Annotated in this window: 21 protein-coding genes; 8 read left to right on the top strand and 13 right to left on the bottom strand. The window is 57.5% G+C overall.

Annotated features, from left to right (window positions below; all coding sequences use genetic code 11):
* Positions 1 to 107 precede the first annotated feature (107 nt).
* The 6 genes from IF205_RS19830 to IF205_RS19805 all read left to right on the top strand — a co-directional run bounded on the left by IF205_RS19830 (position 108) and on the right by IF205_RS19805 (position 5,665).
* The gene (locus IF205_RS19830) at positions 108 to 320 is read left to right on the top strand and encodes a YgaP family membrane protein (protein ID WP_259781089.1); all 213 of its coding nucleotides are present in this window, start codon (positions 108 to 110) and stop codon (positions 318 to 320) included.
* Positions 321 to 325: 5 nt separating this feature from the next.
* Positions 326 to 757, top strand: a complete 432-nt coding sequence (locus tag IF205_RS19825; protein ID WP_259781088.1) for a YeeE/YedE family protein — start codon at positions 326 to 328, stop codon at positions 755 to 757.
* Positions 758 to 761: 4 nt separating this feature from the next.
* Positions 762 to 1,205, top strand: a complete 444-nt coding sequence (locus IF205_RS19820; protein WP_259781087.1) for a DUF6691 family protein — start codon at positions 762 to 764, stop codon at positions 1,203 to 1,205.
* 25 nt (positions 1,206 to 1,230) lie between these two features.
* A complete protein-coding gene (locus IF205_RS19815; protein WP_259781086.1) occupies positions 1,231 to 2,118 on the top strand; it encodes an MBL fold metallo-hydrolase in 888 nt (295 codons plus the stop codon).
* Between the two features lie 28 nt (positions 2,119 to 2,146).
* The gene (locus IF205_RS19810; RefSeq protein WP_259781085.1) at positions 2,147 to 3,820 is read left to right on the top strand and encodes a bifunctional protein tyrosine phosphatase family protein/NAD(P)/FAD-dependent oxidoreductase; all 1,674 of its coding nucleotides are present in this window, start codon (positions 2,147 to 2,149) and stop codon (positions 3,818 to 3,820) included.
* A gap of 75 nt (positions 3,821 to 3,895) precedes the next feature.
* Positions 3,896 to 5,665, top strand: a complete 1,770-nt coding sequence (locus tag IF205_RS19805) for a SulP family inorganic anion transporter (RefSeq protein WP_259781084.1) — start codon at positions 3,896 to 3,898, stop codon at positions 5,663 to 5,665.
* A 23-nt stretch (positions 5,666 to 5,688) separates the two neighbouring features.
* Here the strand turns inward: IF205_RS19805 and IF205_RS19800 are convergent, their stop codons facing one another.
* The 10 genes from IF205_RS19800 to IF205_RS19755 all read right to left on the bottom strand — a co-directional run bounded on the left by IF205_RS19800 (position 5,689) and on the right by IF205_RS19755 (position 15,734).
* Positions 5,689 to 6,615 carry a carbohydrate kinase family protein gene (locus tag IF205_RS19800; RefSeq protein WP_259781083.1) on the bottom strand — a complete coding sequence of 309 codons (927 nt, stop codon included), beginning with the start codon at positions 6,613 to 6,615 and terminating at the stop codon, positions 5,689 to 5,691.
* 18 nt (positions 6,616 to 6,633) lie between these two features.
* Positions 6,634 to 8,217, bottom strand: a complete 1,584-nt coding sequence (locus IF205_RS19795; RefSeq protein ID WP_259781082.1) for an FGGY-family carbohydrate kinase — start codon at positions 8,215 to 8,217, stop codon at positions 6,634 to 6,636.
* The gene (locus IF205_RS19790; RefSeq protein WP_259781081.1) at positions 8,210 to 8,896 is read right to left on the bottom strand and encodes an HAD family hydrolase; all 687 of its coding nucleotides are present in this window, start codon (positions 8,894 to 8,896) and stop codon (positions 8,210 to 8,212) included. The genes IF205_RS19795 and IF205_RS19790 overlap by 8 nt, the downstream gene beginning before the upstream one ends.
* A 22-nt stretch (positions 8,897 to 8,918) precedes the next feature.
* Positions 8,919 to 9,695: an SDR family NAD(P)-dependent oxidoreductase gene (locus IF205_RS19785; protein ID WP_259781080.1), complete on the bottom strand. Its 777-nt coding sequence runs from the start codon at positions 9,693 to 9,695 to the stop codon at positions 8,919 to 8,921.
* Positions 9,696 to 9,707: 12 nt separating this feature from the next.
* Positions 9,708 to 10,502 (bottom strand): L-iditol 2-dehydrogenase, encoded by a 795-nt coding sequence (locus tag IF205_RS19780; RefSeq protein WP_259781079.1) that lies wholly within the window; start codon positions 10,500 to 10,502, stop codon positions 9,708 to 9,710.
* Complete coding sequence (locus tag IF205_RS19775; protein WP_259781078.1) at positions 10,499 to 11,497, bottom strand: ABC transporter ATP-binding protein; 999 nt, start codon at positions 11,495 to 11,497, stop codon at positions 10,499 to 10,501. The genes IF205_RS19780 and IF205_RS19775 overlap by 4 nt, the downstream gene beginning before the upstream one ends.
* Before the next feature lie 13 nt (positions 11,498 to 11,510).
* Complete coding sequence (locus tag IF205_RS19770) at positions 11,511 to 12,341, bottom strand: carbohydrate ABC transporter permease (RefSeq protein WP_259781077.1); 831 nt, start codon at positions 12,339 to 12,341, stop codon at positions 11,511 to 11,513.
* A gap of 2 nt (positions 12,342 to 12,343) precedes the next feature.
* Positions 12,344 to 13,216 (bottom strand): carbohydrate ABC transporter permease, encoded by an 873-nt coding sequence (locus IF205_RS19765; RefSeq protein ID WP_259781076.1) that lies wholly within the window; start codon positions 13,214 to 13,216, stop codon positions 12,344 to 12,346.
* A gap of 137 nt (positions 13,217 to 13,353) precedes the next feature.
* Positions 13,354 to 14,664 carry an ABC transporter substrate-binding protein gene (locus IF205_RS19760; RefSeq protein WP_259781075.1) on the bottom strand — a complete coding sequence of 437 codons (1,311 nt, stop codon included), beginning with the start codon at positions 14,662 to 14,664 and terminating at the stop codon, positions 13,354 to 13,356.
* A gap of 125 nt (positions 14,665 to 14,789) precedes the next feature.
* On the bottom strand, positions 14,790 to 15,734 hold the full coding sequence (locus IF205_RS19755) for a sugar-binding transcriptional regulator (RefSeq protein WP_259781074.1): 945 nt from the start codon (positions 15,732 to 15,734) through the stop codon (positions 14,790 to 14,792).
* A gap of 210 nt (positions 15,735 to 15,944) precedes the next feature.
* Between IF205_RS19755 and IF205_RS19750 the strand changes: the two genes are divergently transcribed.
* The gene (locus IF205_RS19750; RefSeq protein WP_259781073.1) at positions 15,945 to 17,030 is read left to right on the top strand and encodes a carbohydrate kinase family protein; all 1,086 of its coding nucleotides are present in this window, start codon (positions 15,945 to 15,947) and stop codon (positions 17,028 to 17,030) included.
* On the opposite strand, the gene IF205_RS19745 is transcribed toward IF205_RS19750, so the two are convergent.
* The 3 genes from IF205_RS19745 to IF205_RS19735 form a co-directional block, all read right to left on the bottom strand.
* Complete coding sequence (locus IF205_RS19745; RefSeq protein WP_259781072.1) at positions 16,995 to 18,080, bottom strand: CmpA/NrtA family ABC transporter substrate-binding protein; 1,086 nt, start codon at positions 18,078 to 18,080, stop codon at positions 16,995 to 16,997. The two genes, IF205_RS19750 and IF205_RS19745, sit on opposite strands and share 36 nt — an antisense overlap.
* A 2-nt stretch (positions 18,081 to 18,082) precedes the next feature.
* Positions 18,083 to 18,670, bottom strand: coding sequence for an ANTAR domain-containing response regulator (locus IF205_RS19740; RefSeq protein WP_259781071.1), 588 nt, complete (start codon positions 18,668 to 18,670; stop codon positions 18,083 to 18,085).
* Between the two features lie 99 nt (positions 18,671 to 18,769).
* Complete coding sequence (locus IF205_RS19735; RefSeq protein ID WP_259781070.1) at positions 18,770 to 20,128, bottom strand: NarK family nitrate/nitrite MFS transporter; 1,359 nt, start codon at positions 20,126 to 20,128, stop codon at positions 18,770 to 18,772.
* A gap of 702 nt (positions 20,129 to 20,830) precedes the next feature.
* Here IF205_RS19735 and nirB point away from each other — a divergent pair.
* The gene (nirB, locus tag IF205_RS19730; RefSeq protein ID WP_259781069.1) at positions 20,831 to 23,311 is read left to right on the top strand and encodes a nitrite reductase large subunit NirB; all 2,481 of its coding nucleotides are present in this window, start codon (positions 20,831 to 20,833) and stop codon (positions 23,309 to 23,311) included.
* The last annotated feature ends 2 nt before the right edge of the window (positions 23,312 to 23,313 follow it).

Here is a 23,313-nt window from a genome sequence, read left to right as displayed (position 1 = left end):
AAGCTTCTTTCCTGAAATCATTTAATTTTTTCCGTTGGTGATAATGTCACCGACAGGCTTGGCAACGGTCGCGTAAACTGTTCTCCAGATTTAATGGAGGACTAGCGATGAAAGCCAATGTTGGAACGATCGACCGCGTGATGCGCCTGATAATCGGCGCTGTCCTGGTGGCCTTGCCTTTTGTAACCAGCTTCGCACTGTGGGCGAATCCTGTGTGGATGTATGGCGCTGTTGTTGTTGGCCTTGTGCTGATTGTCACGGCGGCGCTGCGCTTTTGCCCGCTTTATCGTATCCTGGGCATGCGGACCTGCGCACGGTGAATGTGATGGAAACGACATTCACGCCCTATGCCTCTCTTCTGGGCGGTGTCCTGATTGGACTGGCTGCCGTCGCCCTGATGTTTTTGCATGGGCGAATCTTCGGGGCAACGGGAATCCTGGCCGGTGTGTTGAAACCGGCGTCTGCCTCCGACTGGAGCCTGCGGGCGGCAATTCTGGTTGGAATGGTCTCCGGCCCGACCGCCTTTTTCCTGATAACTGGCGCCTATCCGACAATTCAGGTTCCGGTGTCCACGCTGATGCTTGTGATTGGCGGTTTCCTTGTCGGTGTCGGGGTTACTTTCGGCAGCGGGTGCACCTCGGGCCACGGGGTGTGCGGGATGGCGCGGCTGTCCCCACGGTCCATCGTTGCCACCCTGACCTTCATGGTCGCGACCGGGATTACGGTCTTCATTCTACGTCATCTGTTGGGAGGATAAGGCCATGCGTTTGATTACTGCCTATGCGATCGGTCTTGTCTTTGGTCTTGGTATTTCCATTTCCGGCATGGCGAACCCGGCCAAAGTTCTGAATTTCTTCGATATCGCAGGAAGCTGGGACCCCAGCCTGATTTTTGTGATGGGCGGCGCCCTGGTCGTGACCTTCATCGGGTACCGATTGGTTCTGGCGCGTTCGGGGCCGGTTCAGGCCGAGACATTCCAACTGCCGACCAAGAAGGACATCGATATACCCCTCGTCGGCGGGGCGGCAATATTCGGTATCGGATGGGGAATTGCGGGCTTTTGCCCCGGCGGATCACTGCCTGCCTTGGGCACGGGGCGCATGGAGGTCTTGATTTTCGTTGCGGCCCTGATTGCGGGGATTATCGCGGCGAGGCTTCTACGTGCCGTGTTCCAGACTGGCGCAGCAACCCCCTCGTCAACCTGAAGTCAGTATGAAAGGACCTGTCATCATGTCTGATTACCCTGTCAACATGGGTGAAAAGCCTGACGTATTCCCGTTTTTCGACCCGGATACGAACACCATCAGCTATGTGGTCAAGGACCCGAACAGCCGATCCTGCGCCGTGGTCGATTCAGTCATGGATATCAACTATGCGGGCGGTCGCATTACCTATGACCATGCCGATGAGATTATTGATTTCATCCGGAAGAATGAACTGGACCTGGAATGGCTGATCGAAACCCATGTTCATGCGGATCACCTGTCGGCAGCGCCCTATATCCAGGATCGTCTGGGCGGCAAGATCGGCATCGGCAGGAACATCATGATCGTACAGGAAACCTTCGGGAAGGTTTTCAATGAAGGGACGGAATTCCGCCGTGACGGCAGCCAGTTCGACCGGCTTTTTGATGATGGGGATACCTATCGGATCGGCGAGCTGACGGCATTTGCCATGCATACCCCCGGTCACACACCGGCCTGCATGACCCATGTGATGGGGGATGCCGCCTTTGTTGGCGATACACTGTTCATGCCGGATGGCGGCAGCGCGCGTGCGGATTTCCCCGGTGGTGATGCAGGCACCCTCTACGATTCCATTCAGAAGGTTCTTTCCCTGCCTGCAGAGATGCGCCTGTTCATGTGTCATGACTACGGTCCGGAAGGGCGCGAGATCGCGTGGGAAACCACGGTCGCCGAAGAAAAATCCAACAACATCCATGTGGGCGGTGGCAAGACGAAGGAGGAATTCGTCAAAATGCGTACGGAGCGGGATGCTCAACTCGACCTGCCCCGCCTGATCCTGCCGTCTCTTCAGGTCAACATGCGTGCCGGTGCTTTGCCGCCCGCAGACAAGGACGGGCGCTATTTCCTCAAAGTCCCCATCAACCAGCTCTAACCTTGTTTATGTCTGGGAGGACACGTTCATGGAACCGAAAAAAGTAAATGAAGTGCTGTCTGTCAGCCCGCAGATCGAACTGGCTGACGTGGCGGCATTGGCCGCAACCGGATTTCGATCGATCATCTGCAATCGGCCCGACGGGGAAGGCCCCGATCAGCCGACTTTCGATGAAATAGAGGCCGAAGCTAAAAAGCATGGGCTGGAAACGCGCTATCTGCCGATCACCTCGGGCAAGGTGCGCGACGAGGATGCGGAAGATTTCGACCATGCCATGCAGGCGCTGCCCAAGCCGGTGCTGGCCTATTGCCGGTCCGGGACGCGGTCCATCACGCTCTGGTCCCTGTCCCAGGCGAAAAGCCAGTCGGTGGCCGATATTCTGGCGGCAACCAAGGCGGCGGGATACGATATGGCCGGTGTAGTTCGCCGCATTGCCAATAAGGGCAAGACGCCCACCGATCACCCCGATGCCAGCCATGACGTTGTGATCGTCGGCGGTGGTGCTGCAGGTATCGCTGTGGCGTCCAGCCTGATGGCACGCTCCCCCGACCTGGATGTTGCAATTCTGGAGCCGGCTGATGTTCATTACTACCAACCCGGCTGGACCATGGTGGGCGGTGGGATCTTCGATCCGTCTGACACCGCCAAGACCATGGCGTCCCTGATCCCGGGCAAGGTTCATTGGATCAAGGCCGCCGTTGCTGCCTTTGAGCCGGAAAATGATGCGGTGATTCTGGATGGTTGCCGGGTGGTGAAATACCAGCGCCTGATCGTTTGTCCGGGATTGAAGCTGGACTGGCACCGTGTTGACGGGCTGGTGGATACGCTCGGGAAAAACGGTGTCACCTCCAACTATCGCTATGACCTGGCCCCCTATACCTGGGAGTTGGTCCGGAACATGAAATCCGGCCGGGCGATTTTCACCCAGCCGCCGATGCCGATCAAATGCGCCGGTGCGCCTCAAAAGGCGATGTATCTGTCCGCCGATCACTGGTACCGAAATGGTGTGTTGGACAATATCGACGTGGGTTTCTACAACGCAGGCGGCGTTCTGTTCGGGGTGAAGGAATATGTTCCGGCCCTCATGAATTATATCGACCGCTATCACGCGAAGCTGAATTTCTTCAACAATCTGGTTTCCATCGACGGGGAGGCCAAAAAGGCTGTCTTCGCGGTTCAGGAGCCGGAGAAGGAAGCAAGGGCTGTCGAAGTTGAATTCGATATGATCCATGTCTGCCCGCCGCAATGCGCGCCCGATTTCATCAAGGTGTCGCCGCTGGCGGACGAGGCCGGTTGGGTCGACGTCGACCAGTCCACATTACGCCACAAAACATATGAGAATGTCTGGTCGCTGGGGGATGTGATGAATGCCCCCAATGCCAAGACAGCCGCGGCGGCCCGTAAGCAGGCCCCTGTCGTGGCGGATAATGTTATTGCCGATATCCATGGAGGCAGCGCGACCTCGCTTTACAATGGCTACGGTTCCTGTCCGCTGACGGTGGAGCGTGGCAAAATCGTCCTGGCCGAATTCGGTTATGGCGGCAAACTGCTGCCCAGTTTCCCGAGCTGGATGATTGATGGCACGCAGCCCAGCCGTCTGGCATGGCTGCTCAAGGAAAAGATGCTGCCGCCGATATACTGGAAAGCCATGCTGCGCGGTCGTGAATGGCTGGCAAAACCGGAAAAGCTTGTTTCCACCTGACCCTCATCTAACCCAAAACCTGTGCGAGCCTGACCCGGCCTTGGCCGGGCAGGCAGAGAGAGAAGTCGAGAGGCTGTGACTGCCGTGAAGTTCCTGCAACGCTACCTGCCGATCCTGGAATGGGGGCGCACCTACAATCGTTCCGTTCTGGCCGATGATGCCCTGGCCGCGTTGATCGTGACGATCATGCTGATCCCCCAATCATTGGCCTATGCCCTGCTGGCGGGGTTGCCTATGGAGATGGGGCTCTATGCCTCTATCCTGCCGTTGGTGGCCTATGCCCTGTTTGGCACCAGCCGCGCATTGGCCGTTGGGCCGGTGGCCGTGGTTTCCCTGATGACGGCGGCGAGCGTCGGTAACATGGCGCTGCAGGGGACGGCGGAATATGCCTTTGCCGCCATGACCCTGGCCTTCCTGTCAGGGCTGATCCTGTTGGCAACGGGCCTGTTTCGCTTGGGCTTTCTGGCGAATTTCCTGAGCCATCCGGTCATCGCCGGTTTCATCACCGCCTCCGGCCTGCTGATCGCGTCCAGCCAGTTGAAGCATGTTCTGGGTATTCCGGCCTCTGGTCATACCCTGGTGGAAATCCTCCATTCGCTGGCCTCTAACGCGGCGGATACCAATCCTGTAACGCTCGTGATTGGGCTGGCCTCCATTGTCTTTCTCTTTTGGGTGCGCAAGGGGCTGAAACCCCTGTTGCGCCGCTTCGGCCTGTCGGACGGTTTATGTGATGTTCTGGCCAAGGCGGGCCCGGTGCTTGCGGTGGCGGTGACGACCGTCGTCACCTGGGGCTTCGGGCTGGACGGCAAGGGAGTAGCGATCGTTGGCGCGGTGCCACAGGGGCTGCCGCCTGTGACGATTCCGTCTTTTGACCTGGACCTCTGGACCAGTCTTGCAGGGTCTGCGGTGCTGATCTCCATCATCGGTTTTGTTGAATCCGTTTCTGTCGCCCAGACACTGGCCGCCAAAAAACGCCAGCGGATCGTGCCCGACCAGGAATTGATCGGGCTGGGAGCCTCCAATATCGCCTCGTCGCTGACGGGCGGTTATCCGGTAACAGGGGGCTTTGCCCGGTCCGTGGTGAATTTCGATGCGGGGGCACAAACGCCCGCCGCGGGCGCTTTTACCGCCGTAGGTATTCTGCTGGCAGCCCTGTTGCTGACGCCGCTGCTCTATTTCCTGCCCAAGGCAACCCTGGCGGCGACGATCATCGTTGCGGTGCTGTCGCTTGTGGATTTTTCCATCCTGCGTTTCACCTGGGGTTATTCCAAGGCGGATTTTGCGGCGGTTGCGGCGACGATCCTGCTGACGCTGGGGTTTGGGGTGGAGGTTGGCATGTCCGTCGGTGTCGGGCTGTCGATCCTGCTGTTCCTCTATCGCACGTCGCGCCCGCATATTGCCGAGGTTGGTTGTGTGCCGGGAACCCAGCATTTCCGCAACATCAACCGTCACAAGGTGCTGACCGATCCGGCGGTGCTGACCATCCGGGTGGATGAGAGCCTGTATTTTGCCAATGCTCGCTATCTGGAAGATTATATCCTCGACCGGGTGGTGGGAGACGAAGGCCTGCGTCACGTGATCCTGATGTGCTCGGCGGTCAACGAGATCGATTCCAGTGCTTTGGAATCCCTGGAAGCGATCAATCACCGGCTGCAGGATATGGGCATCCGCCTGCATCTGTCGGAGGTGAAAGGCCCTGTCATGGACCGGTTACAGCGTACCGATTTCCTGTCGGAGTTGAGTGGCGAGGTGTTCCTGTCTCAGTATCATGCAATGACGGCCATGTCGGAAGTCTGCGGCAAAAGTGGAAAGCAGGGTAAGAAGCTTGTGGATGCGGCGGATTGATCCGTGCCGTTGCGCGAGATGTGTTATGCCGCAGATAATTCTTCCCGCCAGGGCGGGTTTGCTCCGGGGCGGGAGACGGTAATAGCCGCCGCCTCGGCGGCGAAAGTCAGTGCGCGCGCGATAGCATCTTCGGATAAGTCGCCGATGCCGGTTTTGGTGAGCAACCCCTGCGCCTGAAAAGAGGCGAGCAGGCCCGCATTGAAGGTATCACCGGCACCAACGGTGTCGGCGACGGTGGTCTGGCCGGGGAGCACTTCCACAATGGCGTCTCGGCTAAAGGCGACAGCACCTTTGTCGCCGCGGGTGACGACGATGAGGGAGACATCGCGGTTTAGCCAACTTTGCGCCCAGTCCGCCATCTCCGCATCACTGTCAATCCAGGCCAGGTCTTCGTTCGAGAGCTTTACGATGTCGGCGTAGCCAAGCATCCTGTCCAACCGGGACCGGTAGGCAGCCTCGTCGGCGATGAAACCCGTCCGGATATTCGGGTCGAGCATGGTGACGAAATAGCCATGCACCTGGCCCATGAAAGTTTCGAACGTGGTACCGCAAGGTTCTTGCCCCAGATAGATACCGCCGAAGAAAAAAGCCTTCACCTCTGCCGGTACCGTGGGGATATCGGATACGCCCAGACAGCGACCTGCGGTGTTTTCATCATAGAAGACATAGCACGCCTGGCCGTCTTTAAGCGTGACGAAGGCCAGGGTGGTGGGACGGTCGGCAAAATGGAGAAGCCCGGTATCCACATTTGATTCTCCAAGCTGCGCCCGGAGAAGGTCTCCAAAGAAATCCGTGGAAATGCCGCTAAACAGGCTGACCGGCACGTCAAGGCGGCCCAGAGCAATTGCCGTGTTATAGACTGCACCCCCGGGATAGGGGGTAAAACTCAGTCGCCCCATACTGTTATCCGGCAGCATGTCGATCAGGGCTTCACCGCAACACAAAATCATGACGGGGCTTCGTCCTCTTCAATTGATCTGGTCCAGGATGCGGCGTTGTTCATGCATCTTCAGGAAGATTTTGTAGTCACGGTCGAATTGGTCCATCGCCTTCGGGTTTGGGCGACGACTGGTTTCACCCTGATGCATGGCAAGGGCCGATGAGGCCAGATCCGCATGCCAACCGGCGGCGGTTGCCGCCACCATGGCAGTTCCCAGCAGGACCGCGTCCTCGGCTGCGGGTTCGATCACGGTGCATCCCGTCGCATCGGCATACAGTTCCATCAATAGCGGGTTCTTGGTATGCCCGCCCGTCACGTGAAGGTTCTCGATTACAAATCCTGCCGCATTCAGGGCTTCCAGAATATGCCTGACACCGAGTGCAATACTGATGGCGGTGCGCCAGTAGAGCCGGCACAGATTGTCGAAGCTGAGATCCAGATCGAGGCCGCTGATCACGCCCAACGCATGCGGATCTGCCAAGGGAGAGCGGTTACCGTGAAAATCGGGCAATACATGCAGGCGACTTGCAAGTGCATAGCCTTCCTCTGAGCGGAGATCCATGATGCGCTCACAAATGCGGGCATGCAGGTCGGAGGTGGGCTGACCGCCCGCGGGATGCCAGCGAATGACGTGGTCCAGCAATGCGCCGGTCACGGACTGGCCGCCCTCGTTCAGCCAGTATCCGGGCAGAACGGCGCCATAATAGGGACCCCAGACACCATTACAGGCTTTGGCGGACTGGGAGAGGGCCATGACGCAACTGGATGTTCCTGCAATCAGAGCCAGATGTTCCTCGACGTTGGATAGCCCGTCACCGAAGCCGCCGACAACGCCCAAAGCGCCACTATGGGCATCAATCAGGCCAACACCGACCTGACATTTTGTCGTCAGGCCGAGCTGATCGGCTGCCGCCTGGTCCAGGGTGCCGATATTTTTGCCGATGGGGCTTGCTTTCGGGGGAAGATTCCCGCGGTCGGGCATGTCGGCGAGACCGACTGCTTCCAGGAAATCGTATTGCCAGCCATGATCCTCATGGGCGAGATAAGTCCACTTGCAGGTCAACGTACATTCGGAACGTTCGTTGGAGCCACTGGCCCGCCAGGTCAGGTAATCCGCCAGGTCGAAGAAATAACCAGCCTTGCACCAGGTGTCCGGCAAATTACGCTTCAACCACATCAGTTTGGGAATTTCCATCTCCGGCGACATGGTGCCGCCGACATAGTCCAGCACCTTATGAGGCAGGGCGCTGCATTCATCGGCCTCTGCTAGGGCGCGGTGGTCCAGCCAGACGATCGTGTCCCAACGGTTTTCGCCAGTTGTCGAAACAGTCAGTGGGGCGGCGGATTTGTCCCTGACAACCAGAGAGCAGGTTGCATCAAAGCTGATACCTTCAATATCGCCGCCTTTAACGCCTGCGATTTGCAGTGCCCCTTGTACGGCAAGGCAAACCGCCCGCCAGATATCCTCTGAATTTTGTTCCACATGGTTGGCGACGGGCCGGTTGATCGCAATAGGGTGCTCTTTTTTCGCCATGAGCTGGCCATTCCGGCTGAAAACACCGGCACGGGCGCTTCCTGTGCCGACGTCGACACCAACAACAAATTTACTCATTGGCTCCACCACCCAGGGAAAATTCTGTAATTAAAGCGGGTAACTGGTGCATTTTATCAAAGGTTACATCCGGCTCCAGATGTTTAATGCTGGCGGCGTGATCTTCCTGTCCGGCGTGAGAGGCGCCGGTGAAAGCAAAGACTTTCATGCCGGCACGCTTTGCTGCGGTGATGCCGGCCGGACTGTCTTCAATAACAATGCAATCACCTGGGGCGGTGTTCATTTCCCCCGCCGCATGCAGGAAAAGATCCGGCGCGGGTTTGCCGTTTTTAACCATGGTGGCACTAAAGATATTTCCGTCGAACAGTGGCAGCAAACCGGTTGCCATGAGGGCCAGCCTGATCCGTTCCACCTGGCTTGACGATGCGACACAAAAGGGCATCTCCAACGTCGGGATCACCTGATCAACATCGGGGATGGCCTTCAATTCCTGCTTGAACCGGTCGTATAGCATTTTCCGCATCCCGGCGAGTTGGTCTCCGTCCAGCGTCAGTCCGTAGTCGTCTGTGAGAACCCTGCAGGTGGTTTCGAGACTGACGCCCAGAAACAGATTACGACATTCGTCATCGCTGATATGAACGCCGAGCCCGGCGATATAGTCGCGAAGGACCGACAGTGAAATAACCTCACTGTCGACCAGCACCCCGTCGCAGTCGAAAATGACCAGTTTGCATGTCATGCTTTTTATTCTGCCTCGCGGTTTACCAGCAGGAATAACCGCCGTCCGCCATGACGATAGAACCCGTCATGATGCTGGAGGCGTCCGAGGCCAGGAACTGAACGATAGAGGCGATTTCGTCCGGTTGGCCGACCCGGTTCATCGGGGTCATCTCCAGCCAGATTTTGTAGAGGTCGGGATTTTCCTCGATACCGAATTTGGTTAGCGGCGTTTCGATATAGGTCGGGGCGACGGCGTTGACGCGCACACCACGATTACCCCATTCGGCGGCAAGTGACCGGGTCAACTGATGGACTGCGGCCTTGGAGGCGTTGTAGAAAGATTGCGGTTGGGGTTTGTTGACAATGACACCGGACATAGAGCCGATATTCACAATACTGCCCTTGCCCTGTTTCAGCATCTCCCGTCCGAATGCCCGGCAGCACCAGAACAGGCCGTCCAGGTTGACATCCATATGAAGGCGCCAATGCTCGTCGCTGGTCTCTTCCGCGGGAACGTCACTGACTGCGACCCCTGCGTTGTTGACCAGTATATCTATTTTGCCGTGGTCACGGACAAGGGTACTGACGACCTCATCCACCATGCGGGAGTTCGTGACATCCAGGTCTGTTCCATGCGTGTCCAGGCCCAGGTCATTTAGCTGACTGACGGCGGCATTCACTCTGTCGGCCAATACGTCGGCGATAATTACTTTGGCGCCGAACTCGCCCAGAGCCCGCGCGCAGGCAAAACCAATCCCCTGACCGCCGCCGGTAACGACGGCGACACGACCATCCAGTCTGAGCTTTTTCAGATACATTCTTACTGCCTTTCAATTCAAACAATTGCCGCCGTCGACATTGAAGGTCTGTCCGACGACATAGTCACTTTCGCTACTTGCCAGGAAAACGGCCATGCCGGTGAGGTCTTTGGCTGTGGCCATACGGCCAAAGGGTACGGCCTCGCCGACAAGTTGCTTCTTCTCGCCCAGGGGACGGTTCTCGTAATGTGCAAACAGGCTGTCCACATGGTCCCAATGCGCGCCATCCACCACACCGGGTGCGATGGCGTTGACGTTGATCCCATGTTTGATCAGGTCCAGACCCGCCGACTGGGTCAGGCTGATGACGGCTGCCTTGGTTGCACAGTAGACGGTGACCAGTGCCTCCCCCCGGCGTCCGGCCTGACTGGCCATGTTGACGATTTTGCCACCCGTACCGCCAGAGATCATCGCCTGCGCTGCGGCCTGGAGGGTGAAGAGTGGCCCCTCCACATTGACCGAAAACAGGCGGTGGTAGCTGTCGCGCGTGATCTCTGCAATCGGGGCCAGGTCGAATAGGGCGGCATTGTTGACTAGGATATCCAGACCGCCGAAACGGTCCTGGGTAAAGGCAATGGCGGCATCAATACTGTCCTGACTGGTTACATCCATGGCCACCGATGCCATGCGGTCGTCACCGAAACGCTCTGCGAGCGATGCCGCTGCATCCGCCGCACCGTTGCCGTCAATATCTGCGATAACAACAGATGCACCCTCGCTGAGATAGGCCTCCGCAAAAGCCAACCCGATCCCGCGCGCCGCGCCGGTGATCAGGGCGCGTTTTCCCTGGAGGCGTCCGCCGGTCACAGCACGCCTCCCGCGTTGTCAAAGCGATGGATTTTGTCTTCCCGGAAAGTGAGGGAAACGTGGTCACCATGGCGGATACCCATTTCACCATCGACCCTGGCCGTAACCGGGCCGATACCGTCGACCTGGACATGGATGAACGTGTCGGAACCCAGATGTTCAGCCACATTCACCGTGCCGGACAATTGTCCCGCCTCCTGGTTCAGGAGGATATGTTCCGGACGGATACCCAGCGTGTCCGCCTGATAGTTGGCGGCAAGCGCCCCGTTTAACAGGTTCATTTTCGGCGAACCGATGAACCCCGCGACAAAGACATTGGCCGGATTGTTGTAAAGCTCCATGGGGGTGCCGACCTGTTCCACCCGCCCGCCATTCAGGACGACGATTTTGTCGGCCATAGTCATGGCTTCGACCTGGTCATGGGTCACATAGATCATGGTGGATTGCAGCTTGTTATGAAGTTCGCTGATCTCCAGGCGCATGTTAACGCGCAGCGCCGCATCCAGGTTGGACAAGGGTTCATCGAAAAGGAAGGCCTTGGGCTCGCGTACGATGGCCCGGCCAATGGCGACACGCTGGCGCTGGCCGCCGGATAGTTGGCGCGGTTTGCGGTCCAGATAGTCCGTCAGGTCCAGGATCTTGGCGACTTCGGCGACCTTCTTCGCGATGGAGGTCTTGTCCATATTCGCCATTTTCAGCGGGAAGGCGATATTTCCCTCAACCGACATATGCGGATAAAGCGCATAGGACTGAAAGACCATGGCGAGTTCCCGCTTGGCCGGGGCGGCCTCGGTAACATCCGTACCGCCGATCCTGATCTGGCCGCTGGAAACATCCTCCAGGCCTGCAATCAGGCGCAGAAGTGTGGATTTGCCACAGCCGGATGGGCCAACGAAGACGACGAACTCGCCTTCTTCGATGGTCAGGTCCAAGGGCGGGATAACCGTCAGATTGCCGAAGGTTTTTGTGACTTGTTCCAGTTGAATACGACTCATGACTGTGTCTTTCCTACTTAACAGCACCAAAGGTCAGCCCGCGGACGAGCTGTTTCTGCGAAAACCATCCGATGATCAGGATCGGGGCGATCGCGAGTGTTGATGCGGCTGATAGCTTTGCCCAGAACAGCCCCTCGGGACTGGAATAGGAGGCAATGAAAGCGGTGAGTGGGGCGGCCTTGGCAGCAGTCAGGTTGAGGGTCCAGAAAGCCTCATTCCATGCCAGGATGATGTTGAGCAGCAGGGTGGATGCGATGCCCGGCACCGCCATCGGCGTCAGGACATAGAGAATCTCCTTGGCCAGCGATGCGCCGTCCATGCGCGCGGCTTCAAGAATGTCGCCGGGAATTTCCTTGAAATAGGTGTAGAGCATCCAGACGATGATCGGCAGATTGACCATGGTCAGGACCAGCACAAGACCGATCTGGGTATCCAGCAGGTTCCAATCCCGGAAGTAGAGATAGATCGGTACCAGAACGCCCACCGGCGGCAACATCTTGGTCGACAGCATCCACATCAGGATGTTCTTGGTATGCTTGGAAGGTGCAAAGGCCATGGACCAGGCGGCGGGAACCGCGATCAGCAGTCCTAAAAAGGTGGAGCCGAAGGAGATCACCACCGAATTCATCACATGGCTGAAATAGTCGGAGCGGGACTGAACCTCCGCATAGTTTTCCAGTGTCCAGTCGAAGAACAGGAAGGACGGTGTAGAGGCAATGGCCTCGCCCTCCGTCTTGAAACTGGTGATGATGGTCCAGAGGATCGGAAAGAAGATCAGCAATGCCACCAGCCAAGCAAGCACGGTCACCGCCAGGGTTTTTCCTTGGTGTTTTGTATTTGCCATGGTTACGCCTCTAAATTCTTGCCGATCAGACGGATCAGAAAAACAGCAACAATATTGGCAAGAATGACAGCAATGATGCCACCTGCCGATGCGCCGCCCACATCGAAGAGCAGCAGGGCCTGGCTGTAGATCAGATAGGTGATGTTGGTGCTTTCCGTGCCCGGACCACCATTCGTGGTCACCAGAATTTCGGCAAACACACTTAGCAGGAAGATCGTTTCGATCAGGATCACCACGGTGATCGCGCGCGCCAGATGCGGCAGCACGATATAGATGAAACGGGAGACCGGTCCTGCGCCGTCCATCTCGGCGGCTTCCATCTGTTCACGGTCCAGGGACTGTAGGGCGGTCAGGAAAATCAACGTCGCAAAAGGCAACCACTGCCAGGACACGATCAGGGTGATGGAGGTCAGCGGGATATCGGACAGCCAGTCGATCCCTTCCAGGCCAAAGACATGCGCAATCCAGGTGAATAGCCCATAGACCGGATGCATGAGCATGTTTTTCCAGACGAGGGCGGAAACCGTGGGCATGACAAAGAATGGCGAGATGACGAGCAGGCGCACGATGCCACGCCCCCAGAATGGCTGATCCATCAGGAGGGCGAGTAAAGTTCCCCCGATTACAGTAACTGCCAGAACACCACCGACCAGCAGCAGCGTATTGATCAGCGCCGCATTGAAGGCCGGGTCTGTCAGGAAGAATGTGTAGTTGAAGCTACCGGCCCAATCGGTCACAGCCGGGTTGAGGAGATTGTACCGCAGGAAGGAAAAATACAGCGTCATCGCCAACGGGACGATCATCCAGATGAACAGCATGATCACGGCCGGAGCCATCATCATACGTGCGGAAGCTCTTGTATTCTTGGTTGCCATGGTAGCCCTTCACCCATTTTTAACAGGGCACCGATCTTGAGGGTGCCCGGACGAACGCATTCTTGTTGAAGCTAACATGTTTTGATGAGGTGGATGCCTGCCCGAGGGAGCATGACAGGCATCCACGCCCGCCATGGCTAATTGATATAGCCGCCTTTCATCATTTCACGCGTGGTCAGGGCCTGGGCCCGTTGCAGGGCGTCGTCCACAGAAACCTGACCGGCCAGAGCTGCGGAGAACTGCTGGCCGACCGCCGTGCCGATGCCCTGGAATTCGGGAATCGCCACGAATTGCACGCCGACATAGGGAACCGGTTTGACGGTCGGGTGCTTGGGGTCGGCGGAATTGATGGAGGCCAGGGTCATTGCCGCGAAGGGCGCCGCATCCTGATAGGCCGGGTTTTCGTAGAGCGATGTGCGCGTGCCCGGCGGGACATTGGCCCAGCCTTCTTTCTCGGCCACCAGTTTCAGATAGTCCTTGCTGGTCGCCCAGGCGATGAATTTCTCTGCCGCTTCACGTTTTTGCGTGCCGGCCGGAATGGCAAGGGACCAGGCCCAAAGCCAGTTGGCGCGCTTTTCAAATCCGGCGTCTGGCGCCAGCGCGAAACCGACTTTGTCGGCAACCTGGGATTCCTTCGGGTTGGTGACGAATGAGGCCGCAACAGTGGCATCAATCCACATCCCGCATTTGCCGGTCTGGAACAGGGCCAGGTTTTCATTGAACCCGTTGTTGGACGCGCCCGGGGGGCCCGCTTCATTCATCAGGTCCACATAGAAGGACAACGTTTTTTTCCATTCGGGGCTGTCGAATTGCGGGTGCCAGCTCTCATCGAACCAACGTGCGCCAAATGAATTGGAGGCGGCCGTCAGGAAGGCCATGTTCTCGCCCCAACCGGCCTTACCACGCAGGCAGACGCCGTAGACGCCTTTCTCCTTGTCGGTCATGGCTTTTGCGGCTTTGGCGATGAAGTCCCAGGTCGGCTTGTCCGGCATTTCCAGGCCTGCCGCCTTCATCAGGTCCGTGCGATACATAACCATGGAGCTTTCGCCGTAAAACGGCGCAGCATAAAGGTTGCTATCCACGGTCAGGCCGCTGCGGATAGCAGGCAGTAGGTCGTCCACGTCATAGCTTTTGTCGAAATTCAGCGGCACCAGCCAGTCCTGTTTGGCCCAGATCGGCACCTCGTAGGTCCCGATGGTCATCACGTCATACTGGCCGCTTTTGGTGGCAATGTCGGTGGTGACCTTCTGGCGAAGGACGTTTTCTTCCATCGTGACCCATTCCAGCTCGATGCCGGGATTCTTGGCGGTGAAATCATCCGTCAGCTTTTGCATGCGGATCATGTCGCCGTTGTTCACGGTTGCGATGGTTATGGTTTCGGCCCGCGCCATTCCGGCAAGCGCCAGAACGGAGCACGCACCGATTATCATCGGTTTCAGGTTCATCATATCCTCCCCGAACATGTTTTGAGCATTTGCTTTTGTTATGAGCAAATGCTCTGACAGGGGCGCGCGAATGTCAATAGGGATTCGTCGCTGCACTGCAGCGTTCGTCCGAGGATTGTTGAATTACATTATTTTAGCAGGGCTTCGGCCGTGCGTTCATCGGTAATCAATTCGTTGATCAGATGGCCTTTGAGGGCGCCGTGGATGCCTGGAACTTTTTTAGGGCCCATGGCAACGGCAATCACGCGGGTGGTTTCCGGGGAGGGAAGGGGCGCACTGGCCACGCGCTCATAGATGCCGTCCCTGATGATCTGGCCGTCGCCGTCATAGATCCAGCCGACAATCTCGCCGACGGCACCTGCATTGTTCAGGGACTGACGTTCCGCATCGGTGATGAAGCCGTCCTGGTAAAGCGGTGCGTCGGGGCCCAGATCCCCGATCCCGACAAAGGTAACGTCCGGGTCTTTTGCCAGGTCCAGGGTTGTCCGGATCATGTCCTGTTTATGAAGCGTGTTTTTTTCCGCCTTGGAGGAGGCGAGCACAGGGAGAGGCATCGGGAAAGAGCGGGCCTTTTCCACCAGATTGGCAAGGGTGAAGATCACGTTGTAGTAGGCGGCAGAGCCGTCTGGTGCAATGTTGCCGGTAAGGGAGACAATCTTGTGCTGGGGGCATTCCATGGGTGGCAGCTGTTCGATGGCGGCCTTCAGGGTCCGTCCGGTGCCTATGGCGATCACGAGGGGTTCCGGCTGTCGCAAGGTTTTTTCAATCTCTTCGGATGCTGCTTCGGCGATGCCCAAAGTTGTCGAATCCGACGCCGTGTCGCTGGGCGTGACCGTTGCTGACCTCAGGCCGAATTTTTCTTTCAACTGTTTGGCCAGATCCATGCAATGGGAGATGGGGTGGTCTATTCGAACACGGACCAGCCCCTCCGAGACGGCGGTGGAGACCAAACGTTGCGCGGATTGGCGGGAAACGCCCAGAATGGAGGCGATCTGGTCCTGTGTCTTTCCTGCGACGTAGTAAAGCCAGGCGGCTCTCGCTGCGGCGTCCAGTTTCTCTTCCCGTCTGGCCATGATTTATCCTGTTTTTTTGTGTTTTAACCGATGGATACCGGTGACCTGTCCCCACTTTTGAGGTTGCAAGATTAGCCGACGCCCGTGTCTGCATCAATCTTCCCGTTTAACAGCAACGGTTGACATTCCGTCTCACATTGCTGAGTATTTACTCAATAAACGGGCAATTGCTCATATTGTAGATCAACTCGTTCTGTTGGGAAAGACGTTATGAAGGCACTGACAATAGGCAGCGCCACGATTGATATCATTGCTCCGGTCGCAAGTCGGGAGATTGAACGCGTGACCATGCATAATGCGACCGCATCCTTTCTGATGATGGAAGAGGGGCGCAAGCTGGAGGTCGCACAGATAAGCTCCTACGTTGGTGGAGGCGCGACCAATGCCGCCGTATCCATGGCGCGTCAGGGCCTTGAGGTTGCCTGTCTCGCCAAGCTGGGCAAAGACCTTGATGGGGATGTGATCATTGCGCGTTTGCAGGAGGAAGCTGTCGATACCAGCGGTATTATTCGCACCGGAGAGAAGGCGACCGGCAAGTCGATCATGCTTTCCGCCCATGACAATAATCCGTCAATATTTGTCTGCCGCGGAGCGAATACGTTGCTCGTGAACGAGGATCTTGACCCAAAGATTTTTAAGGGCCGTGATTTGGTTTATATCACGGCATTTTCTGGACAGTCAGCGGCTTGCTTCCCCGATGCGGCCCTGAAGGGGAGGAAGGCCGGTGCCTTTGTGGCTGCAAATCCCGGAATTCGCCAGCTCACCTATCGTGGTCAGGAATGCCTGAAGGCCATGCGCCATATCGACCTGTTGGTGATAAACGCTGTTGAGGCGTCACAGCTTTGTGCCGCGTTGCCATTGCAGTCCATGGACCGCCCCCATGGCGTGGACGAGGATTGTTTTGTTGAAGGGCCTGCGCTTTTGGAAGATGGGCTGCCTGTCGGTAAAAGGCGGGTTGCGCTTGGCGATTTCTTCACGGCGATTCATCAGGCAGGTCCTGGGCTTGTCATTGTGACGAATGGCGGTGAAGGAGCTTATATTTCGGATCGGGGGGCGATCCGGTTTGTACCTGCCTTGCCCGTGGAGGTTCGGGGGACTGTGGGGGCAGGCGATGCCTACGCATCAACCTTCGCCGCGCAGATTGTCATGGGTGCCGATACTGATGCCGCCGCCGAACGGGCCGCCCGCAACGCGGCGGCGGTTGTCGGTGAAATCGACACGCAAACCGGGCTGTTGTCGATTGATGACCTGATGGCCGGATCAAGTGATGGACTTGATTTGGTGCCGCTTGGTTGAGGCGTCCTGATAGATATCCGGTCGATAGACTTGCCGGATGGTGTCGGTCATATCGAGATCCGGTGGGGCCTGGTCCCAGCGCTGCATCTGGCTGGTCAGCCAGGCTGCCTGTTCGCAGGACGGGATTGTTGCATTCTGATGGAAAAAGACATGGCGCTCCGGGAAATCCATAGGTGGACTTCCGGGTTTCAGAACTGGCCTGCCAGCCAGTGACGCATGAAGGATTTCGTACGGGGCGCCCACATAATTTTCGTCGCTGAGCAAGCGTGCCAGTTCACTGCGGTTTTCCAGCTTGTCTGCCCATTCTGCGGCCCTGGTTAAGGCGCGGACTAGTGCCAGCAGGGCCTCCCGGTTGCTATTCGCCCATTCTTCCCGCACGCCCAGGACCTTTTCCGGGCTGTCAGGGTGTATGTCCTCTTTGAGGGCGACGATAACACCGTCGCCGCGATCGACCGCGCGCAGGTTCCAGGGTTCCCCCACGCAATAGCCGTCGATCCAGCCGTTGCGCAGGCTGTCGAACATGCGGGGTGGCGCAATGATACCGATATTCACGTCCTGGTCCGGGTCGATTTCTCCCTCTGCAAGCCAATAGCGCAATTCATAATTGTGGCTGGAAAAGGGGAATACGGTTGCGAAGGACAGGAGCGGGCGTCCAGCGGCCTGATCCAGTTCGATTACTTTCTTTAACGCCTTCGCGGTCTTGCCGCGTGGACCAGCCATGATCTCCGGTGCGGCCTCCAGCATCCTTTGATATAGGCGTGTACTGACCGTGATCGCATTGCCGCCCCTGCCAAGGGCCATGGGCACGATCAGGTTCTGTTGAGGCATGCCGCCCAATCCCAACCGGGCGGCGAGCGGAATACCGGCCAATAAATGGGCCGCGTCATAGAGGCCTACGGCCAGCTTGTCGCGGATGGATGCCCAGGAAAGTTCGCGTCCCAGGATCAGGTCCAGGCCTTCTGCCTCGGCAAAGCCAAGCTCCCGGGCGACCACCGGTATTGCGCAATCAACAAGGGGGACGTAACCAAGATGAATCTGACGGCCGGGCATTCTTAAAACTCCAGTTCAAAAGCGGTAATGACGCTTTGCGCGATGTCGGCGATCTTGCGGTTTTGCTGCATGGCGTTTTTTCTCAGCAGGGCGTAGGCGTCGTCTTCTGTAAGCCCCTTTTCCCGCATGAGAAGCCCCTTGGCGCGTTCGATGATTTTGCGGTCCTGCAATTTTGCCTGGGCGTCATCGCGTTCGCGGCGCAGTTGGTCGAAGGCGTCAAATCGGGAGATTGCCATTTCCACGATCGGCTTAATCCGGTCCTGGCGCAGACCGTCTACGACATAGGCGCTGACGCCTGCCTGTACTGCGGCGCGGATCATTGTGTTGTCGCTTTGGTCAACAAACATGGCGATTGGACGGGCGATGGCGCGGGAGACCTGCAGCATTTGCTCCAGTGTGTCGCGATCAGGGTTTTCAAGGTCGATGATGATGACGTCAGGGGCCAGGGCCTGCACCCTGTCTACCAGATTGAAAGAGGTGCCGATGCGGCTGACGCGGGCATAGCCTGCCTCGACCAGACCGCGCTCCACGATGGCGGCACGGTCCGGGTCTTCGTCAATAATCAGAATACTGAATTCTTCTGCTTTCATGTGGCTCCTGCCGTGATCCCTGTTCCGTTATTCTTCCGCTTATGCCGACGGTTGGATGGGGAGACCGCCTGTGGCCTGTCTCCCCGCTACTCAATACAATCAGTCGCCACCCATTGCCGGGGCGGTTTGTGCGCTGCGTTCCAGCATTGCCTGTTCGAAGCGTGCCTTTTCCTGGGCGATGGTTTCCGGCGAGAAACGAACCGCCAGCGCCGCAAAGGAGCAGATCACAACGGCGACGCCGAGATAGAAAAGACCGTCCTGATAGCTCAGTGCTTCCGATTTGAAGAGGAAACCGGCGGCGACCGCCCCGGCATTGCCGCCCGCGCCGACAATCCCGGCAACGGCACCCAGAGCCTTTCGGTTAATGAAGGGGACGATCCCGAAGGTGGCGCCTTCAGACATCTGGACGAAAAGCGAGAAGATCACCATCACCGCAACAGCAATGACCAGTGCGTCCATCATGGAGAAACCGATCAGGGCCACTCCTTCGACAAAAAGTGCCAGGAACAGGAAGCGGACGCGGCCGGACAGGCCGCCCTTGGCAGCAAAACGATCAGAGAAAACCCCGCCCAACGTGCGGGCGAAGATATTCATTAATCCGAAGAGGCCGGCGATGAGGCCCGCTGTCTGCAGGTCCAGTTCGAAGCGGTCGAAGAAATAGATCGCAGCAATATTATTGATGGTCAATTCCACGCCAAAACAGGCGGCGTAGACAATGAATAGCGCCCAGACCCGCGCATCGCCGATGGCGGTGAGAAAGCCTTTCGCTGCGCCGCTGTGGTCGTCTTCCGGGCGCAACTGTCCGCTTTCGCGCATCTGCCGGTAATTGCCGTCCGGGCAGTCAGTGGTGAAAATCCAATACAGGGCGGCCACCACCAGCATGATCGCCCCGGGGGCAATTATTGCCAGACGCCAGCCCATGACCTCGCTTGCGCCAAGACCCAGAATGATCGCAAGGATCGCGGGCATGGCCATCTGGGTGACGCCGCCGCCGAGGTTGCCCCAGCCGGCGGTCGTTGCATTGGCGGTGCCGACCACATTGGGCGCGAACATCATGGACGTGTGATACTGCGTGATAACGAAGGACGCGCCGATGGAGCCGATTGCCAACCGTGCCAGCAGGAAGGTCTCATAAGTATCCGCCAGCCCGATCATCATCACGGGCAGTGCGCCGAAGATCAACAGGCCTGTATAGGTTTTGCGGGGCCCGATCTTGTCGCAAAGAGGCCCGATTAATAGGCGGACCAGCACCGTGATCGCCACCGATGCGATGATGGTGTTGCCGATTTCAGCCTTGCTCAGCCCCAGATCGTCCCGCACCAGAGGCATGAGCGGTGCGATGCCGAACCAGCCGAAAAAACAAAGAAAGAATGCCAGCCATGTCAGGTGAAAAGTGCGCATCTGCACCGACTTCAGGCTGAATAGAGTGATGCGTGTTGCCTTGTTTCTGATTTCCATAACAAGTAGCCCTTCGTTTGGGTCGTCTAACGACCGACGGGTTAAGCCCAGGGCCACGCAGGTCACATCTACTGATTCCAACGGTGGCCCGATCTCATCCCGGCCCGTTCTGCCCGGCGTTTATGCGCCTGCACCCGGTCCGAAAGTTGGTCGCCCGCCATTGGACGAAGAACTGTCGTCCTCCCGCCTTTAGGAGGACACCGCATCATTGCGGCTCACTTTCTTTCTGTAGCAATCTATAGGCCAGTTTTGTCGCGTCGCAGCATAAGTGTGTTTAATCTATTGTTTCGAAATAGATTTTCATATGTGCGGTTGCGACGGTAGACGTGGCGCATCATGCAAGGTTTGCAAGACATGCCTATTTTTTAATCGTGATGATTTTATTGTGTGTAATTTTTATGCAATTATCTATTGTGAGCCGATATCATCAATTTCGCGCTAGAAATATAATCATTTATTTTCAGTGTCTTATTTTGTTCTTTAGTCGAAATTTCTCTTTGGCATGTATCTTGTATCGTAAGAACCAGGTACCGGCAAAGATGCCGACCAGACTGGTCTGACGCCAGACCGCTATATAACTGAATCCAATGCAGGATTCTCCGGATAACGACGTCCGTTGCTTGATCTCTTCCAAGGGAAGGGGGCCGGCATCGGGCGTTTTTTTGTGCAATTTCGCAAGATGCGAGAAGGAGCCACAGGACAATGACAAAAATCCCTGCGAGCAAGGACCCTGCATTGCTACAAGGTCGCCGTCCACGATTGGTGGTAATCGGAAACGGCATGGCGGGTATGCGCACGGTCGAAGAACTTTTGACCCGCGCACCCGGCAAATACGACATCACCGTTTTTGGCGCGGAACCGCGTGTTAATTACAACCGGATCATGCTGTCTCCCTTGCTGTCAGGGGAAAAGAACTTCGATGACATCGTGATCAACGGACAGGATTGGTATGAAGAAAACGGGATTACGTTGCAGAGCGGAGACCCGGTTGTCGATATAGACCGCGCGAATAAAACCGTGACTGCGGAAAGTGGGCTTGCTGTCTCCTATGATCGATTGCTGCTGGCCACCGGTTCCATGCCCATCGTGATCCCGATTGCAGGCAAGGATCTGCCGGGGGTGGTTACCTTCCGCGATGTGGATGACGTGGATGTGATGTTGAAAGCCGCTGAAAGCGGCGGCAGGGCTGTTGTGATCGGCGGCGGGCTACTGGGGTTGGAAGCCGCGGTTGGTCTTCAGGCACGCGGTATGAAGGTAACGGTCCTGCATCTGGCAGGCCACGTCATGGAGAGGCAGTTGGATGCCTCTGCCGGTTATCTGCTGCAGCAGGAATTGGGACGTCGCGGGATTGAGGTGATCACCGAGGCAGATACCCGGGAGATCACCGGTGACGAACATGTAACCGGTGTCTGGCTGAAGGATGGGCGCCACCTGGACGCCAGTCTTGTGGTCATGGCGGTTGGAATTCGACCCAATGGATGGCTGGCCGACCGTGCGGGTCTAAGCGTTGAACGCGGAATCGTGGTGGATGATTTCATGACCACCAGCGATCCGGCCGTCAAGGCGGTCGGCGAATGCGTTCAACATCGCGGTCAGTGCTACGGTCTGGTTGCGCCGCTGTTTGAAATGGCGAAAAGCTGTGCCGATCATCTGGCAGAGCTGGAAAGCGACGGCTATCCGGGTTCAGTTACCTCCACCAAGCTGAAAGTGACAGGTGTGGATGTCTTTTCGGCGGGGGATTTCTCCGGCGGTGATGAGGTGGAGGAAATCGTCTTTCGCGATGCAGGCCGCGGTATCTACAAGCGGATCGTACTGGAGGAGGGGCGCATAAAGGGGGCGGTGCTTTATGGCGATACTGCCGACGGGGCCTGGTATTTCCAGATGCTCAAGGACGCCACTGACGTTGGTGAGTTGCGCGATACGCTGGCCTTTGGTCAGGCTTTCGCGGGAGGGTCTGTCGGAAACCCTAGGGATGCCGTTGCCGCCCTTCCCGACGATGCGGAAATCTGTGGCTGCAACGGCATTTGCAAAGGCACGATTGTTGCCGCCATAAACGAACAGGGGCTGTCCTCGCTGGATGATGTTCGTGCCCATACCAAGGCGTCAGCCTCCTGCGGGTCCTGCAGCGGCCTGGTGGAAAACCTTCTGGCGGTTACGTTGGGCGGTGAGTTCGAGGCGGATGCGGCAAAGCCGATCTGCCCTTGCACCGATCACGACCACGACACGGTGCGTCGACTGATCAAGGCCCAGGGCCTGAAGTCCATGGCGGCTGTGATGCAGGCGCTGGAATGGAAAACCGCGGATGGCTGCCATAGCTGCCGACCGGCGTTGAACTACTATCTGCTTGCGGCCTGGCCGGGTGACTATGTGGACCATGGGGCGTCCCGCTTCATCAACGAACGCGTCCACGCCAATATCCAAAAGGACGGCACCTATTCCGTGGTGCCGCGCATGTGGGGCGGGCTGACTAATCCAAAAGAGCTGCGCGCCCTCGCCGATGTGGCGGATAAATTCGATATCCCCACCATGAAAGTCACGGGCGGCCAGCGGATCGACCTGTTGGGCGTAAAGAAGGAAGACCTGCCTGCGGTATGGGCGGATCTGAATGCGGCAGGCATGGTTTCCGGTCATGCCTATGGCAAGTCGCTGCGCACGGTCAAAACCTGTGTCGGGCAGGAATGGTGTCGCTTTGGAACCCAGATGTCCATGAGCATGGGGGTGGAGCTGGAACAGATGACCTGGGGGTCCTGGATGCCCCATAAGTTCAAAATGGCGGTTTCGGGCTGCCCAAGGAACTGTGCGGAGGCAACCATCAAGGATTTTGGTGTGATCGCAACCGAGGGCGGTTGGGATCTGCATGTGGGTGGCAATGGCGGCATGCATGTGCGGGCCACCGAACTGCTGTGCAAGGTCAAGACACGCGAAGAGGTGAAGGAATATTGCTGCGCCTTCATCCAGCTTTATCGGGAAGAAGCGCGATATCTGGAGCGTACCGCGCCCTGGATTGAAAGGGTTGGTCTGAAACACGTGCAGGAGCGGGTGGTCGACGACGCCGACAATCGTGCGGCGCTCTATGTGCGTTTTCTGAAAAGCCAGGAGACGAGCCAGCGTGATCCCTGGGCTGAACGTGTCAAAGAGAGCGTCGATGCACACGAATTCTCCTTCCTGCAAGCCGCGGAGTAAGG

It is taken from the genome of Aestuariispira ectoiniformans (genome assembly GCF_025136295.1).
Classification (GTDB): Bacteria; Pseudomonadota; Alphaproteobacteria; order UBA8366; family Aestuariispiraceae; genus Aestuariispira_A; species Aestuariispira_A ectoiniformans.
Note: the sequence above shows the minus strand (reverse complement) of the source record. Positions and strands in the feature narration are given on the sequence as shown.

Bases quoted from the DNA above. Each gene is read 5' to 3' on its own strand.
- IF205_RS19830 (WP_259781089.1), top strand. From the start codon at position 108: ATGAAAGCCAATGTTGGAACGATCGACCGCGTGATGCGCCTGATAATC.
- IF205_RS19825 (WP_259781088.1), top strand. From the start codon at position 326: ATGGAAACGACATTCACGCCCTATGCCTCTCTTCTGGGCGGTGTCCTG.
- IF205_RS19820 (WP_259781087.1), top strand. From the start codon at position 762: ATGCGTTTGATTACTGCCTATGCGATCGGTCTTGTCTTTGGTCTTGGT.
- IF205_RS19815 (WP_259781086.1), top strand. From the start codon at position 1,231: ATGTCTGATTACCCTGTCAACATGGGTGAAAAGCCTGACGTATTCCCG.
- IF205_RS19810 (WP_259781085.1), top strand. From the start codon at position 2,147: ATGGAACCGAAAAAAGTAAATGAAGTGCTGTCTGTCAGCCCGCAGATC.
- IF205_RS19800 (WP_259781083.1), bottom strand. From the start codon at position 6,615: ATGATTTTGTGTTGCGGTGAAGCCCTGATCGACATGCTGCCGGATAAC.
- IF205_RS19795 (WP_259781082.1), bottom strand. From the start codon at position 8,217: ATGAGTAAATTTGTTGTTGGTGTCGACGTCGGCACAGGAAGCGCCCGT.
- IF205_RS19790 (WP_259781081.1), bottom strand. From the start codon at position 8,896: ATGACATGCAAACTGGTCATTTTCGACTGCGACGGGGTGCTGGTCGAC.
- IF205_RS19785 (WP_259781080.1), bottom strand. From the start codon at position 9,695: ATGTATCTGAAAAAGCTCAGACTGGATGGTCGTGTCGCCGTCGTTACC.
- IF205_RS19775 (WP_259781078.1), bottom strand. From the start codon at position 11,497: ATGAGTCGTATTCAACTGGAACAAGTCACAAAAACCTTCGGCAATCTG.
- IF205_RS19770 (WP_259781077.1), bottom strand. From the start codon at position 12,341: ATGGCAAATACAAAACACCAAGGAAAAACCCTGGCGGTGACCGTGCTT.
- IF205_RS19765 (WP_259781076.1), bottom strand. From the start codon at position 13,216: ATGGCAACCAAGAATACAAGAGCTTCCGCACGTATGATGATGGCTCCG.
- IF205_RS19760 (WP_259781075.1), bottom strand. From the start codon at position 14,664: ATGATGAACCTGAAACCGATGATAATCGGTGCGTGCTCCGTTCTGGCG.
- IF205_RS19755 (WP_259781074.1), bottom strand. From the start codon at position 15,734: ATGGCCAGACGGGAAGAGAAACTGGACGCCGCAGCGAGAGCCGCCTGG.
- IF205_RS19750 (WP_259781073.1), top strand. From the start codon at position 15,945: ATGAAGGCACTGACAATAGGCAGCGCCACGATTGATATCATTGCTCCG.
- IF205_RS19745 (WP_259781072.1), bottom strand. From the start codon at position 18,080: ATGCCCGGCCGTCAGATTCATCTTGGTTACGTCCCCCTTGTTGATTGC.
- IF205_RS19740 (WP_259781071.1), bottom strand. From the start codon at position 18,670: ATGAAAGCAGAAGAATTCAGTATTCTGATTATTGACGAAGACCCGGAC.
- IF205_RS19735 (WP_259781070.1), bottom strand. From the start codon at position 20,128: ATGGAAATCAGAAACAAGGCAACACGCATCACTCTATTCAGCCTGAAG.
- nirB (WP_259781069.1), top strand. From the start codon at position 20,831: ATGACAAAAATCCCTGCGAGCAAGGACCCTGCATTGCTACAAGGTCGC.